Here is a 14,418-nt window from a genome sequence, read left to right as displayed (position 1 = left end):
AGCTTAGCCAGGGCGAATGCCCGGAGACTTCGCCACCATGTAAACTCTATTCTCACTCGGATCGGCCGTCTGGGCGCTAGGCGCGAAAAGATGCTTGCCAAAAGTCGCGAGGAACTGGCTGACGAGACCGGGCGCGTTGGTTTTGCCGGTGATCACGGGTTGCTGCCAAAGTTGGCCATCTCTTCGGGCGCGCAGGGCGATGCTGATAGACGAAGACGGCGATTTGCTTGGCGTTCCAACGCAAGAAGGGGAAACGGTATGGCCAGGCAGATTATGCGTGAGACGTTGGGGGCCAAGGAGGTCCGGCAGCTCAAAGAAGTTTACGATCGCGCCCGGGCCGTCCAAGCCAGGTACGCAGAATCCCACCTTGCAGGCAGGGCAGCAAAAACGCTGATCGATGCCTTCGAAGCCCCCACCCATCCCGACGATACGGCTCTCGATCCTCAATGGCTGAGCAAGGCCGCCCCCAAGGGGAACGCCTGAAGACCAAAACGTTATCATGCATTCGAAGACAGCGGCTGCGGCGGCCCAGTAGCTGGCCTGCCGACCTCACATTTTCGAGGCTCGGCGGGCAAATTCCCAACTGCAACTTTCTGCAAACGGCCAAATGCGCGTTTGGACGCGAAATGCGCAAGCCAGGCGGATGTAAATGCCGCCTCGCCTGAAGGCCGCACTATCGCCGGCGAAGACATCGGCCTTCGATTTCTCCACCGTGGGCGGCTGATACGGAACTTCGAAGTCGCAGCGGCGTTGCAGACGTCGGAGAAGAGTTCTTTTCCGTCGGGCATTGCAACCATACCCAGCTCACTGTGAAGTCGCTCACATCTGGCTTTCAAGAATTATCTATTGTAGGTTGTGGTAAAGTTGGAGAAACTGGGGATCTCCATGCAGACGCTGTCGCAATTCATAGGCCCACGTCCGGTTGGGGGGACATGGTCGAAGACTGAGTGGGCCAACAACGATTTTCTCGGTGTTGCCGCCAGAGCCTACAAACCCCATTCGATCGTATGTCGCCAGGATGACGACGACGATACGATATTCATTGTAAAGTCAGGCTGGACCCTGCTCTACCGCGGGTTGCCGGACGGAGAACGGCAGATCATCGACACTCCCCTTTGGGGAGACATTGTCGGCTTCCGCTCCGTGGACGGGCCCCGGTTCGCTTCGCTAGCCTCCATAACCGATGTGACCGTCTATCCAATACCAAGGAAGGCCCTGGTCGAGGGAATCTTGTCCGAAGCTAGCTTCGGCAGCAGGATTGCCCACTCCCTGGCACGGATGAACGCCATTCTAGCCGAGCACCTGGTGAATGTCGGGCGGCGCAACGCAATGAGCCGGACCGCCCATTTCCTGCTCGAATTGGAGGAAAGGCTCTCCAACGTTGGCCTGTCGGCCCACGGGAAGTATGACTGCCCTCTCACTCAGAATGAGCTGGCGGACATCCTCGGAATGACCCCCGTTCACGTGAACCGGACATTGAGGGAGCTCCGCAGTGCCGGTCTCGTCTCATTCAAGGCTGGCCATGTCGAGATTCTTAACCGCAAGAACCTCGTAAAATCGGCCGGATTTGAGAAAGAGTACCTCAGCTAGATCTTCTGGCGGATCCAGCATGCTCCCGCGATTGCCTCCTCGGTTCAAGCAGCAGGCACAACGGCGTGCCTGGGAACCAGCGGCGCAGCGTCTTCAAGGCCTGGTCGGCTTCGCTTATTTGGAATTTTACTAAAAATTAACCTAGGTTAGCGACCGCTAATAATCTCACCCTAGAGTAACGTTAGCAGTTCTTCGCTGGGTAGGCGGGAACTGCTGTGTGGTCAGAATGAAGCGATCCAGCCTTAAACTGGACGGGTGGGATTGCTTTTCCAAATTCTAGAATAAGGGGTAGTCGGCCGCGCAAGGCGGCTGGTATGCAAAAGGGCTGGTAGTATGAGCTCCTCAGCTGGACTGGTTAATTACAACTCTATGAATCAACCAACGGTTTCGAGCAACGGAACCGAAAATGCTCGTCATGAGCAATGCCTTCTCATACTGGATGGAAGGGCCTTGGACCGAGAATGCCTTGCATCGGCCCTCGTAGACCACGAACTCGGCATGGCGGTCGCCGCCATGGGTTCAATCGAAGAATGGCGCATGAAGAAGGGCTCAGCCCCTCCCCTGGTCGCCATACTCTTCAACCTTGGCGGTCGGAAGGCCGCCGATCATGCCACGGCAGACGAGATCAGGCGCATATCGTCTGAGTTCAAATCGATCCCCGTAGTTGTCCTGGCGGACAATGAGGACCTTGCACAGATATTGGCAGCTCTCGAATGTGGCGCACGAGGCTACATTCCGACCTCAGTCGGTATCGATGTGTGTGTCGAAGCGATCAACCTTGCTGCAGCCGGAGGTATCTTTGTCCCTGCAAGCAGCGTTCTCTCCATGCGGCATCTGATCGAGTCAGACAGCCGCGACACGCAGCCTTTGTCGAGAATGTTCACTCTAAGGCAAACCGAGGTCGCCCAAGCGCTCCGTCGCGGGAAGGCGAACAAGATCATCGCCTATGAGCTGAACCTGCGTGAAAGCACCGTGAAGGTGCATATACGAAACATCATGAAGAAACTGAAGGCGACCAACCGCACGGAAGTCGCCTACAAGGTCAACGATCTCTTCACGGAAGGAACTATGCGGAAGTGACGATCCCAAGTCGAGGGACCTCGTTGCAGTGATTGGAGCGGAGTGAAATTGCCTCCGGTCATCAGGCGGGCGGGATCAACCCGTTCTTGATGTTGGACCTACCGCGCCCGCCGGCGCGCCGCGTCAACACGATCCTGCTCAGCTGCAGTCAGCGCCTTTTTTTGTGCGGCGTGCACGAATTCGCAGACCGAGCGATGGTCGACCTTCAGGCCGCGTTTGCCAAATTCGGCCACCGGAAGCTAACCGCGCGCCGGGTTGCGGAAATCCGCTGATCAATCAAGGGCATTAGGGGAAGGTATGTCTGCCCACCCAGCTTACGGCTTCCTCGATCGTATCGAAATTCTTGTGCTGACCGCTCAGCAACCCGAAGCCTGTCTCGAGGAACCATTTGCCCTTTGTGGAGTAGGCTTCCTCGTCGATCCGAGTAAGGACTGCAACCAGTTGGTCGAATTTCCAGACCAGGAGCCCAGATTCTCCGCCCTCGACCGTTCCAATTCGGGCTTCGTTGAGCGAAAATCCAGGAGCAATTTTTGCGTTGCCCACCTTAATGCATCCCCTCAACTTCAAAGAAGGATAGTGAGATCTGTTAGCTTTGAATGGGCTGCTTCCGTATGTCTTCGCTGTAAAATGTCCCGACGAGACATACAAATTTTTGTTAGCAGATCGTCGGGCGAGTTCAAGCGCTTTCGCTCATGATCCACCGTTAGTTTTTCGCGAGAGAATTTAACTGCCAAAGAATTTGGCCTGCCCGAGCTGAGAGCCATGGCGAAATACTCGGGTTCCCCGCAACCTGGAGGCGATCACATCGGATGAGTGCTCTCGAGAAAGCGGTACCCCTTTTGCGCTTCAATTAGCTCTTGCGGATCATGAGAGGGCTGAATTGCGATCTTTTCATTCCCTGACAGGCCATTGCCGGCGGAGGGAGTGAGCAAGCCATGATTCATCGCCCAAACTGCAGCCTGAGTACGGTTGCGGACCCGTATCTTTCGAAGGATGGCCTTGACGTGTACCTTCACCGTAGCTTCGGCGATGTTAATCTTGCGCGCGATGATTTTGTTAGACTCCCCTTCGATTAAAAAATGAAGAATATTCTTTTCACGATTTGACAAAACCGACAACTCTGTCTCCTCGTCCTCCGTTTTAAGAGCCACTTTTGCCAAATCATGTGCCGCATCATATTTCATGCTAGGCCAAATATCTTGAATAAACATCGACGTTTCTGCAGGCAGCACCGTCTGCCCAAGCATAACCAATTCGATGGTTTTGATGAAGGTTTCGCGAGCAGCGGCTTTTGTCAAATACGCGTCAGCTCCCGCACGAAAGGCTGAAACTATATCGTTCGATCGACAGTTATCGGCTAGCGCAACGACATGACTGGTCGGGTAAATTGCTTTAAAGTCTGCAATTTGTGCGAATCCAGCGTTGGCATCAGTACCGCCGACATCCATGATGAGCAAGATGGATCGGTTCTGGGGAAGTGGCTTCTGCAGAAGATCGTGAACACAGTCTGCAGAGGAAAGAATACGAAACTTTTCTGCATCGAGGATTCGAATAAGACCCTCTCGTAGTAACTCGCTCGTTCCCACAAGCACTGTTATAAAAGATTGTCTTGTCATCGCAGCCTTCCTCTGATCTGTGGCGCTCGACCTCTCTTATGGCCCGTTTGATGTACGAACCCGGCACTCCACGCGCCAACCGCCATGGTTTCTTTTCAGCCTATATTACCTTACGCCACGAAACCCCCATGCCAAGATACCCTCTTTAGGCGCCAAAATACCCTCTTTAGGCTTAGGGCAGCATCGTCGAGATCTATCCGGATTCTCAAACCCGAAACCCTCGATCGGGTTTGCGGCCAGGAGCCGTGGATGGTGATCGGCCCGTTCTCCAAGGCTTGGACGATGAAATTGGAGATGGCCCAGCCGTCCTGCGATTGCATGTTGGTGCCGCAGGCGGTTCGAGACGCTCCGTCGATAGACCAATATTCCGGTTCTTCGCTGCGTTCGATTGCCTTGTCTCGTTTTCAAAGAGGTTCTCCTGCGGCGCGGTAATCTGCTCATTGAACGAGTTCGTGCAAGGCGGTGTTATCCCGAAGGAGTGCCCACAAAGGGATAGTTGTGCCGCTGGCGGTGAAGGGTCACGATAAGGCAGAGCCTTGCTCGGCTCGACCAGTTCGGGACGGGATGGCCACCATTGAAAAAGCGAAAGACACACGCCATGGCCATGGATACAAAATACAACTCCGAACCCGTCACTTCCTCCTCGTCGCATTTGGCCCGGAGCGGCATGAAAGGCGTCCTGTTTGTCATGGGGCTCTCTGGCGTCGCCGCCCTGGGAGCGGGCGCGATCAAAAACTGGAAGGCCATCGAGGATGTCTCCGGACCCGTGATGCAGAAGGTCGAGGATGTCTCCGGACCCGTGATGCTGAAGGTCGGGGAGGTCTCCGGAACCTTGGCACAGAAGGTCGAGGATATCTCCGGACCCGTGATGCTGAAGGTCGAGGAGGTCTCCGGAACCTTGGCACAGAAGGTCGAGGAGGTCTCCGGAATTCTGGCACAGAAGGTGTCTGCTGCTATCGACAGCTGGCAAGATCAACCGGCCCAAGCCACGGCCGAACCCTCCCGCGCGATCGTGCCGTTGGCCGCCGCTCTGATCGAACCGAGCGCCGCGCCTACCGTCCTCAGTACCGAGCGCTCCAAAACTCTCAGCACGGGACCGGATGCGTCTACCGCAGCGTTGATCGAAAGGAGCGCCGCCCCTGCCGTCGCCACCAATTCCGAGCGCTCCAAAACGCTCGGCATGGCGCCAGACGTGCCAACAGGAGGCCTGTTCGGCGTCGGCGATCGCCTCAAGGTCGCGTTCTACGAGCGAGTCGACGTCGAGGAAGACAAGTGGGCGGGCGCGTCCTCGGCCTCGGCGCTGGGCGGCATCCTGCAGCGTCCGGAACTGAGCGGCGAATATACTGTCCAGGAGGACGGCACGATTTCCGTGCCCTTGCTTGGCTCCATTGCGGTCGCCAACCGGTCGGCGCAACAAGTACAGGCCGACCTGGTGGAAACCTTCGAACAACTGCTTGGCCGCAAGGGGCTGGTCAACATCGTGTCGCTGGAGCGCTCGCCCATTTACGTGCTGGGGCCGGTCAAGAATCCAGGCTCGTTCAAGTACGCGCCCGGCATGACGATCCTACATGCCATCGCGCTCGCCGGCGGACTGAACCAGGGCCAGAGCGAGCCGTGGCAGAAGATCGAAGCCGTGCGTGAAACCCAGAAGCGGAGCGGGGCGATCGATGCCATGGTGAAACTGCTCGCGCGCGGGGCGGTCCTGGAGGCCGAGCGCGACGGTACGGCGCCCAAGATCCCGTCCCAGTTGCTGGAATTGGCCGGCGCGGTCGAAGCCGCCAACCTCGTCAATGAGCAGAGCGACCGTCGTAGTGCCCTCGCCATGGCCCGCAAGTATCGCGAACGCGCGACCCTGACTGCGCTGGAGGCGGCCAAGCAGGATGTCGTCGCGTATGGACACATGGAATCGCTCGACGAACTCGTCAAGCTGCGCCAGGAGCGCGTCAACAGTATGCGCACGCTCGTGGACCGCAAAGTTCTCAACGTGACGATGATGGACCAGGCCCAGAGCGAGTTGTCCGACGCGGAACAGCGTCGGCGGGACGCCCGCAACCAGTACGCGAGCGCCAAGCAGCGCGTCGCTTCGCTGGAGGCTGAGGTGTTGCAAACCCGTGCCGACCTCAGGAACGATCTGGAGGTCGAGCTTGAGACGACGGAGAGCCAGATCGCGGCCAATGTACGCGATTTGAACGCAAGCGAAGGCATCCTGTACACGTTGCCGGTGACCCGCGCCCAGTTTGCGGCCCAGTTCGCGACGAACGCGAACAGGGTGACCTATCAAATCGTGCGGCAATCGACAGCCGGGCCGGTCAGCATCGAGTCCGCCGGGATGACCCTGTTGCGACCAGGTGACCTCGTCAACATCATCGTGGGCGAAAGCCAGCCAGGAGAGCCAGCCGGTTCGCCGGTCCCAACCTCGTCGCCGACCGGCGACAGCTTGCCGGCCGCGAGCACTCTCAACGACGTAGGGCCTGGCCGCGTGCTGGCGGATCAGGTGATGAGTCCGAATTGATGCCTGGCAAAGGATTTTGCCCTGGACATGGCAATTCGCCTCCGGCGGCCGCAACGCTAGTAATCCAGGGCGCGTCCCGCTGGAATCATAACGTGGGGCGTTGGCGAAGTATTTAGCCAATGGCACGGCGTCGAAGGCAAAGTATTTGAAAGATGGGGGCATGTCAGAATCTGGCGACATCTCGGTTGTCGATGCGAAGCGCTATCGTGTTGCTTCAGACAAGCCTGCCATGCCTCAGGATACGGTGATCGACGTTAGCGTGGAGGTCTTGCAGAACATCGCGAAACTTGAGACCGATTGGAAGGAGCTCGAAGCGCGAGCAACTCACTCATTCTATCTGTCCTGGCTTTGGATCGGAACTTGGCTGCGGCATCTCCCGGCGGGGGCGCAACCCCACGTTTTAGTCGCTCGGACGTCAAGCAAGATCGTCGGCCTGGCGATTATTTGCCGGCGGAGGGCGTGGAGTTTCGGGCTGCATGCACGAGCGCGTTGGCTGCTCAATGAAACCGGAGACGTTCATTTCGATCGATTGTTCATCGAGTACAACAATATTCTTGCGGAGCGATCCTTGGCCGATGCCACCAGGGTGGCATGCCTCGAGGCTCTGGCACATCACTTGCGCTACTCCGACCAGCTGGTGCTCTCCGGAATTGATCGGGACTTCGAATTGGCCGCTTGCCGCACCGCGCGTAGGGCTGGGTTCCTTACCGAGGTCAAAGCGGAAGATACGGCACGGTGGATTGATTTCGCCAAAGTCCGGCAGAAAGGCGGAAATTACCGCGCCACATTGGGCCGCAATACTCGCCAAGCGGTAAGCCGTGCCATGCGGTTATATGCGGAACGCGGCCCCATTGAGTTCCGGACGTTGGAAGCGACGTCGGAAGCGCTCGCCGCGTTTGATTTGCTCGCCGAGCTTCATCAGGCGCGGTGGAGACACAAGGGATCCTTTGCCAATCCGAGCTTCCGTCGTTTTCACGAGGACCTCATTGCGCGCGGAGTTCCCACGGGGACCGTCCGCATCTCACGGACGCTGGCTGGGGACCAGACAATTGGAGTCTTGTACAATTTCGTGCATGACGGCCGTGTTCTCAACTATCAAAGCGGCTTTCTGTTTGAGCGCGACGGCCGGCTCAAACCCGGGCTTGTCAGTCATGTGCTGGCCATTGAGGACAGCTTCGGACGCGGGGAGCGCGGCTACGATTTTCTGGCAGGCGCCGCCGGGCACAAGTCACACCTGGCCAATGCCGAGCATCCTTTGACGTGGATCGCAATAGGCAGAGACAGTCCAGAGCGCCGCATCGAGGCAAAGCTGCGCGGTGCCAAGCGGGTGCTAGGGACCATTGCCACTCGCATGAGACAGGCCGCGGCTTGAAGTGTCGAGCAAAATAGGAGTTGCCACTTTGTATCAAGTTTTTGGGGCAGGCTCTTGGACCATCGATCGGCAGGTTCGGCAGGCGAGGACAAAGGAGAGGTTGGATTTGTCTAATCTATGTTTCAGCGTGGCGGAATTGGTAGACGCACCGCACTGTTGATGCGACGCCGGAAGGCTTGTAGGTTCGACTCCTACCGCTGGAGCCATAGATTCCAAGTGGCCACGTAGCCACCATGGCCGATCAATCAGTCAGAAGAGGTAATCCGAATTGGACCTTAACTGACGGTGGCATCGCAAGCGAAGCGGAGATTGCTTTGATCTGACGCATTCCGCATCCAAGTAAACTGCTCTTTGGCCAGCAGCCTTATTCCTCAGAGCAGGAGATCAATGGGGCGCGAGTTCATCGTCAAGATAGGTATCAAGATAAGTTCGGCCGTTTCGCCTCGACAGACCCCTCGCGAGCAGCAGCATGTCTGGGTCTTTATAGCACATCCATACATCAAAATATCCACCAGCCGCTCCTTGCTTTCGCTCTTACGTGATTGTTTCATCGGGATTCCGCATGAACGAGCGTTCCCAGCGATCGGGATCCACGTATGACTTCTGAGTGCTGCCCCGTGCTCGACTTTATCCAACTTTCCGGCGCGGGCGGGGACGATCGCCATGGCGCATTTGGCGCGAGCTGGAATTTTCATGCTGTCTCGGCTCGGCCGGGACATCGATCAATTCGACCCAGATTCGACGTCAGTCAGCCTCTTGTGGAGCCGGCACCGCCCCGCTCAAACTCGTTGGATAAAGTCGGGCTGAGACCCGGGATCATAATGCCGGTTCTCGACAAAGATGGTTTGGAGGTCCTGGCATTCATGCTCGATGCTGAGCAGGACGTCATCCGCGAGATAGGCGTTTGCCTCAACGAAGAGGAACGTCGGCGCGCCGAGGGGTTGAGACTGGAGCGGGACCGCCGCCGCTTTGAAGCTACCCGTGGGCTGCTGCGACGGCTCCTCGCCTCCAAACTGGGAATCTTGCCGTCCGACATCGAACTGGAATATGGACGACTGGGCAAACCCCGCCTCTCGCACCGCATGCCTGCTCGCGATTTGCGCTTCAGCGTCTCACGATCCGGAGATGTCGCGGTCGTCGCCCTCTCGACCAGGGAGGAGGTCGGGGTGGACATCGAGGCAGTTCTGCCGGTGCCCGAAGCGGACGAGATCGCAGCGCTCTGCTTTTCCGCCTCCGAATACGGGTCCTACACCGCCCTTGCTCCGCAAGACCGGCTGGAAGGTTTCCTCCGGCGCTGGACCCGGCTGGAGGCTATCTCCAAGGCCTTGGGATGCGGTTTAGGACAGCCCCTTTCTTGGGAGGAAAGGGATTGGGCTGTCCATAGGTTCGTACCGAAACCCGGGTACATCGGGACCGTGGCAGTCCGGAATTGAGTGGTAGTCCGGAATTGAAATGTCGGCGATGCCATCATTCACCTACGATGCACTGCGGATAAGCGAGGAGGTCAACCAACTCGAGAGGCCCTATGTCGGCGGACTTGATGCAGATCCCGGAGCTTCTCGCAGACCTCGCGGTCAAGGACGTCAAGGTCTGGGTAGAGGGCGACCGGCTGCGCTGCAACGCCCCAGTTGGCGCACTGACTGCCGAGTCTTCCGACCAGTTGCGTAACCGGAAGGGCGAAATCATCGCGTTTCTGAACATGGCCACGGCTGCAGCCCGGCAACAGCCAGCAATCATTCCCCTGCAGTCTCGCGGAACACGCACGCCCATTTATGCCGTGCCCGGGCATATCGGGGCGCCCTTCTCATTCTCAGACCTGTCGAAGCACCTGGGTGGCGATCAGCCGTTCTACGCACTCCAACCGTCTGGCTTCGATGGGCAGAGCGAACCGATGGAACGCGTCGAAGATATCGCGGAGTATTTCGCCCGCCAGATCGTCGCATATCAGCCCACCGGTCCGTACATCATCGCCGGTTACTGCTCCGGCGCTGCAACCGCTCTCGAGCTGGCGAAAATCCTGCGTCAACGCGGAGCGGAGGTCCCGTGCATGGCGCTCTTTGGCCCCCTACACCCCATCATCTTTAAGGAATTGCCGCGTCAGCTATATTTCTTTGCCAGTCGCACCGCCGATTCATTTCTGCGAGAGATAGCAAAGCTGCCGACATTCGGCGCTCGTCTCCGGTATTTCGGCAGGCGTCTCGGGAACCTTGGCGGGCGCGTCGGCGCCCTCGTGACCCCCGTTCGCAAAAGCAAAGAGCCTGCCACGGCAGATCCGGTGCTGGCGAGCAGAGCTCGACTCAAATCCACGGCGATCACGGCTTTGCGGCGGTACATCCCCACCCCGTATTCGGGTCGAGTATGCATATTCCTTCCGAACAAGGCTTGGATGCGATCGGGTGCGGCGGCGCGCCAATGGCTTCGAGTGATGCCCCAAGCCGAGTTTTATTTCGGGCCCGAGGACTGCAACGATAGCCGTATGCTGGAGGAGCCGGACGCACCTGCCATCGCAGAGCTCTATCGCCAGGCAACCCGAAGGGCTGAGCGATTGACGTGATTGATTTTTGATTTCTGCAATGGAGAGCGTATCTCATGAATGAAGTCCTACCTATCGTGGCGAAGGGCGTAGCACTTCCCCTGCCGAAAGATGCTGAACATCAGGCGCTGGTTGTCGAGTACAATGCCACGGCGGCGCCCTACCCGTCGGACAGGACGGTCATCGATCTCTTCCGCGACCAGGCGAGGCGTAGTCCCAACGCCGAAGCGATCCGTTTCGGTGACGCAATGCTGACGTACCGGCAGCTCGACGAACGCTCCAACCAGATGGCCACGCATCTAAGTTCGACCGGCGCTGGGCCAGGTCGGATTGTCGTTGTGTTCATGGAGCATTCCATTGAGGTCGTCGTCGCGATCTTGGGCGTCCTGAAGTCCGGCGCGGCCTATGTGCCGGTGGATGCGGCAACGCCCAAGGGGCGTCTCGCAACGATCCTGAAGGACATTGCCAACGGGACCGACGGGCGGGCGCCGGTGGTGATCACACAGGCGCGCCTTCAATCCGTCATTTCCCCGAACCTTGCAGACATTTTCGTGCTCGACGCCGATTTCGGGCCGATTTTGAATCAGCCGGACTCGACCCGACCGTCCGCTGCCACTCCGGACAGCGCCGCCTATATCATCTTCACCTCCGGCTCGACCGGCACGCCCAAGGGCGTGGTGATCGAGCACCGGAGCCTGGTGAACTACATCTGGTGGGCCGCTCGGGTATACGGTTCCAGCGAAGGTGACGCATGGCCCCTTTTCTCATCCCTCGCCTTCGACCTGACCGTTACCACGCTCTTTACGCCACTCGTCACCGGCGGCCGCATCGTGGTCTATCTCGGTGATCCCGGAGTCCAGAGCATGGTCGTGCTCAAGGTCATCGACGACAATGCCGTCAATATCATGAAGCTGACGCCGGCGCATCTCGCGATGATCCGCGACCGCAATCTCGAGACCACAAGGCTGCGCAAGTTCATCGTGGGCGGCGAGGATTTCAAAACTGAATTGGCTCGCGATATCACGAACGCCATCCCCCACCCCATCGAAATCTACAACGAGTACGGACCAACCGAAGCCACGGTTGGCTGCATGATTCACCGTTTCGACATCGACCGGGATCAATCCGCATCGGTGCCGATCGGCGTTCCGGCCGCCAATGCGGGCATCTACGTCCTCGACAAAGCACATCAGCCCACCGCCTCCGGCACCATCGGTGAGATGTTCATTGCCGGCGACGGTCTCGCGAGAGGCTATTTCAATCGCCTTGACCTGACCGACGAGCGTTTCCTTACGGTCCCCGATCCTCGAGATGGGTTTTCGAAGCTGCGGCTGTACAAGACGGGGGATCTTGCCCGCTGGAACTCGGAAGGGCGCCTGGACTTTCTCGGCCGCGCCGATCATCAGGTGAAGATTGGTGGCGCACGTGTCGAGCTGGGCGAGATCGAAGCGCGGCTTCTCAAGCATCCACACGTTCAGGAATGCGCTGTCATCGCCATCGCCAACTCGACGACGACGCCAGCGACACCAACGATCGTCCAAATGGGCGATATCGAACCGCCAGCGGCCGAAGACGGCATCGCGCGACTTGTGGCTTACTATGTCTCGTCGAAACCCCTGACCGTCGCGGACCTGCGCGCGCACCTCGCCGAAGAACTCTTAGGATCCATGATTCCGACGCACTATGTCTGCCTCGAACGGATGCCGCTCACGTCCAACGGCAAGATCGACCGCTCGTCGCTTCCCGAGCCGATCGCGGAAAACTTCCAGGCTGCGCAAGAATTCGCCGCCCCGTTGACGGAGACCGAGAAGACGCTGGCCGCGCTGTGGTGCGATCTCCTTAAGGTCGAGGCAATCGGCCGTCGCGACAACTTCTTCGGTCTGGGCGGGGAATCGCTCCTGGTGATGCGGGCGGTGTCGCGCATGCGGAAGATCTTCGGCGTCGACGTGCAGCTTCGCAACCTCTTTGAGCGCCCGACGCTCGCCGAACTGGCGGAAGTGATCGACGGAATGCGTTGGATGGCAAATTCCAAAGGCTCCCCACTCTCGGAGGGACCGAGAGAGGAGGTCGAACTCTAGCTTGCCGGAATGCCCCCGACCTTGGGCACCAATCCAGGCGGTGCCTTTGCATTGGACGCATGCAGAGCGGATGAAGATGATGGACAAAGCTTGGGTATCGGCACGAGAACCCGGACTGCCTTGGGTGGCGGCGGAATATGAGCTCTTGCGCGACCAAGTGCGCCGGTTCGTGGATGAGGAAATCAAGCCGTATGCGGATCTCTGGGAAGAGAACGGATTCATTCCTCGTCCGATCCTGCGCCGCATGGGCGAGCTCGGCTTCTTCGGCATCCGCTACCCTGCCGAGTACGGTGGTGCCGAGATGGACGCGGTCGCATCAACGGTCTTCGCCGAGGAGCTCGGGCGCTCGACCTATGGCGGCGTCGCCGATGCAATGCTGGTCCATGCCGACATGGCTTCCTTGTATGTCTTTCACGACGGCACCAAAGCCCAGCGGGCGCGCTGGATGCCGGGCATTATCAGCGGCGAGGTGATCACCGCGGTCGCCATAACGGAGCCGGATGCGGGCTCGGACGTGAAGGCCATCCGCACGCGTGCGCTGCGAGATGGCGACTCCTATGTGCTCGACGGTACGAAGCTCTACATCACGAATGGCGTTCACGCGGATCTCTACTGCGTCGCAGCCAAGACTGATCCCTCGGCAGGAAGCCACGGGATCACGATGTTCCTCGTCGAAAAGGGGACGCCAGGCTTCAGTGTCGCCCGCGAGCTGGACAAGCTCGGCTGGCGCTCCTCCGATACGGCGGAGCTCGTCTTCGACGGTTGCCGCATCCCCGCCGAGAACGTGCTCGGTGCGGAGGGACAGGGCTTCTACTCCATAATGCGCAACTTCCAGAATGAGCGCCTTGTTCTTGCAGGCATGGCGATAGGGATGGCCGAGGCCGCGATCGATATGACCCTCTCCTGGGTAAAAACGCGCCGCGCATTCGGGGGCGTCCTGTGGGACATGCAGGCGATCCGTCAACGTCTTGCGATGCTCTCTGCGAAAGTGGAGGCAAGCCGTGAGTTTCTCTATGCCACCGCTTGGCGCATGGCGGCGGACGACGACTGCCTGCGCGAAATCTCGATGTTGAAGGCCATCTGCGGCGAACTTGTCAACGAGGTGTTGTATGCATGCGTGCAGTTCCACGGCGCTATGGGCGTTATGCGAGAGAGTCCGATCGAGCGCATAGCGCGGGATGCACGCGTCCTATCCATCGCCGGCGGCGCGACGGAGGTGATGCTGGAGGTGGTCGCGTCGTTGTCGTGAGCCCAATGGGGACATCGCTCCCTGGCGTTGATTGTAGGAGGGCTGCGTTAAGGGCTCTTCGGACGGCGGGCAGGTTGATGGGGTCTTTCGGCTGTTTTTCCCAACCGCTCTCAGGCGGCGCTGAGTGGTATGAGCACCTGTCGATGCAGGCCCCGCCAGGAGCCACGTCACGTCTGGAGCGCCGATCCGGCGCCACCGACGGCTTGCAGCTGCTGCGCCGGCCCGTCCCGCCGCTCGCCGCTTAATGCATGTCGCGCAAAAGTGTGCAGCGATTTTGCGATAACGACATGCATGAAAACAAAGCCTTAAAACGCGTCGCCTGAATCCGCTCACAGTACACGACGCAAGGGTGAGGACGGCTTGAAGTGATTTGATTGGAGGATTCTTC

General features: G+C 58.8%; 11 protein-coding genes, 1 tRNA gene and 2 pseudogenes. 10 read left to right on the top strand and 4 right to left on the bottom strand.

Going from position 1 to position 14,418, the window contains the following annotated elements; genetic code table 11:
- Window positions 1-90: 90 nt before the first annotated feature.
- The 3 genes from FJ424_RS18475 (at window position 91) to FJ424_RS18465 (ending at window position 2,670) form a co-directional block, all read left to right on the top strand.
- The gene (locus tag FJ424_RS18475) at window positions 91-483 is read left to right on the top strand and encodes a hypothetical protein (RefSeq protein WP_140653932.1); all 393 of its coding nucleotides are present in this window, start codon (window positions 91-93) and stop codon (window positions 481-483) included.
- A gap of 402 nt (window positions 484-885) precedes the next feature.
- Window positions 886-1,590: a Crp/Fnr family transcriptional regulator gene (locus FJ424_RS18470; RefSeq protein WP_140643778.1), complete on the top strand. Its 705-nt coding sequence runs from the start codon at window positions 886-888 to the stop codon at window positions 1,588-1,590.
- 369 nt (window positions 1,591-1,959) lie between these two features.
- On the top strand, window positions 1,960-2,670 hold the full coding sequence (locus FJ424_RS18465) for a response regulator transcription factor (protein ID WP_226891962.1): 711 nt from the start codon (window positions 1,960-1,962) through the stop codon (window positions 2,668-2,670).
- Between the two features lie 101 nt (window positions 2,671-2,771).
- Here the strand turns inward: FJ424_RS18465 and FJ424_RS34065 are convergent.
- The 4 genes and pseudogenes from FJ424_RS34065 to FJ424_RS34060 form a co-directional block, all read right to left on the bottom strand.
- Window positions 2,772-2,903 (bottom strand): annotated as a pseudogene (locus FJ424_RS34065) (IS630 family transposase); the annotation flags it as partial.
- 52 nt (window positions 2,904-2,955) lie between these two features.
- Window positions 2,956-3,213: a hypothetical protein gene (locus FJ424_RS18460; protein WP_181167072.1), complete on the bottom strand. Its 258-nt coding sequence runs from the start codon at window positions 3,211-3,213 to the stop codon at window positions 2,956-2,958.
- Between the two features lie 257 nt (window positions 3,214-3,470).
- Window positions 3,471-4,286, bottom strand: a complete 816-nt coding sequence (locus tag FJ424_RS18455; protein WP_140653930.1) for a response regulator transcription factor — start codon at window positions 4,284-4,286, stop codon at window positions 3,471-3,473.
- A 221-nt stretch (window positions 4,287-4,507) separates the two neighbouring features.
- Window positions 4,508-4,606: pseudogene (locus tag FJ424_RS34060) on the bottom strand (SDR family NAD-dependent epimerase/dehydratase); the annotation flags it as partial.
- A gap of 278 nt (window positions 4,607-4,884) precedes the next feature.
- Here FJ424_RS34060 and FJ424_RS18450 point away from each other — a divergent pair.
- The 7 genes from FJ424_RS18450 to FJ424_RS18420 all read left to right on the top strand — a co-directional run bounded on the left by FJ424_RS18450 (window position 4,885) and on the right by FJ424_RS18420 (window position 14,030).
- Window positions 4,885-6,798 (top strand): polysaccharide biosynthesis/export family protein, encoded by a 1,914-nt coding sequence (locus FJ424_RS18450; RefSeq protein ID WP_140786371.1) that lies wholly within the window; start codon window positions 4,885-4,887, stop codon window positions 6,796-6,798.
- 100 nt (window positions 6,799-6,898) lie between these two features.
- A complete protein-coding gene (locus FJ424_RS18445) occupies window positions 6,899-8,170 on the top strand; it encodes a GNAT family N-acetyltransferase (protein ID WP_246677288.1) in 1,272 nt (423 codons plus the stop codon).
- Between the two features lie 121 nt (window positions 8,171-8,291).
- A tRNA-Asn gene (locus tag FJ424_RS18440) sits at window positions 8,292-8,376 on the top strand.
- A gap of 615 nt (window positions 8,377-8,991) precedes the next feature.
- A complete protein-coding gene (locus FJ424_RS18435; protein WP_140653926.1) occupies window positions 8,992-9,603 on the top strand; it encodes a 4'-phosphopantetheinyl transferase superfamily protein in 612 nt (203 codons plus the stop codon).
- Window positions 9,604-9,695: 92 nt separating this feature from the next.
- Window positions 9,696-10,724, top strand: coding sequence for a thioesterase domain-containing protein (locus FJ424_RS18430; RefSeq protein ID WP_140653924.1), 1,029 nt, complete (start codon window positions 9,696-9,698; stop codon window positions 10,722-10,724).
- Between the two features lie 35 nt (window positions 10,725-10,759).
- On the top strand, window positions 10,760-12,781 hold the full coding sequence (locus FJ424_RS18425) for a non-ribosomal peptide synthetase (protein ID WP_140653922.1): 2,022 nt from the start codon (window positions 10,760-10,762) through the stop codon (window positions 12,779-12,781).
- Window positions 12,782-12,851: 70 nt separating this feature from the next.
- Window positions 12,852-14,030, top strand: a complete 1,179-nt coding sequence (locus tag FJ424_RS18420; RefSeq protein WP_140653920.1) for an acyl-CoA dehydrogenase family protein — start codon at window positions 12,852-12,854, stop codon at window positions 14,028-14,030.
- The last annotated feature ends 388 nt before the right edge of the window (window positions 14,031-14,418 follow it).

The organism is Mesorhizobium sp. B3-1-8 (assembly GCF_006439495.1).
Lineage (GTDB): Bacteria > Pseudomonadota > Alphaproteobacteria > Rhizobiales > Rhizobiaceae > Mesorhizobium.
The sequence above is the reverse complement of the archived record's forward strand: the minus strand, read 5'-3'. Positions and strand labels throughout refer to the sequence as shown.

Coding starts and splice junctions, on each gene's coding strand:
- FJ424_RS18475 (WP_140653932.1), top strand. CDS start 91: ATGCTTGCCAAAAGTCGCGAGGAACTGGCTGACGAGACCGGGCGCGTT.
- FJ424_RS18470 (WP_140643778.1), top strand. CDS start 886: ATGCAGACGCTGTCGCAATTCATAGGCCCACGTCCGGTTGGGGGGACA.
- FJ424_RS18465 (WP_226891962.1), top strand. CDS start 1,960: ATGAATCAACCAACGGTTTCGAGCAACGGAACCGAAAATGCTCGTCAT.
- FJ424_RS18455 (WP_140653930.1), bottom strand. CDS start 4,286: ATGACAAGACAATCTTTTATAACAGTGCTTGTGGGAACGAGCGAGTTA.
- FJ424_RS18450 (WP_140786371.1), top strand. CDS start 4,885: ATGGCCATGGATACAAAATACAACTCCGAACCCGTCACTTCCTCCTCG.
- FJ424_RS18435 (WP_140653926.1), top strand. CDS start 8,992: ATGCCGGTTCTCGACAAAGATGGTTTGGAGGTCCTGGCATTCATGCTC.
- FJ424_RS18430 (WP_140653924.1), top strand. CDS start 9,696: ATGTCGGCGGACTTGATGCAGATCCCGGAGCTTCTCGCAGACCTCGCG.
- FJ424_RS18425 (WP_140653922.1), top strand. CDS start 10,760: ATGAATGAAGTCCTACCTATCGTGGCGAAGGGCGTAGCACTTCCCCTG.
- FJ424_RS18420 (WP_140653920.1), top strand. CDS start 12,852: ATGAAGATGATGGACAAAGCTTGGGTATCGGCACGAGAACCCGGACTG.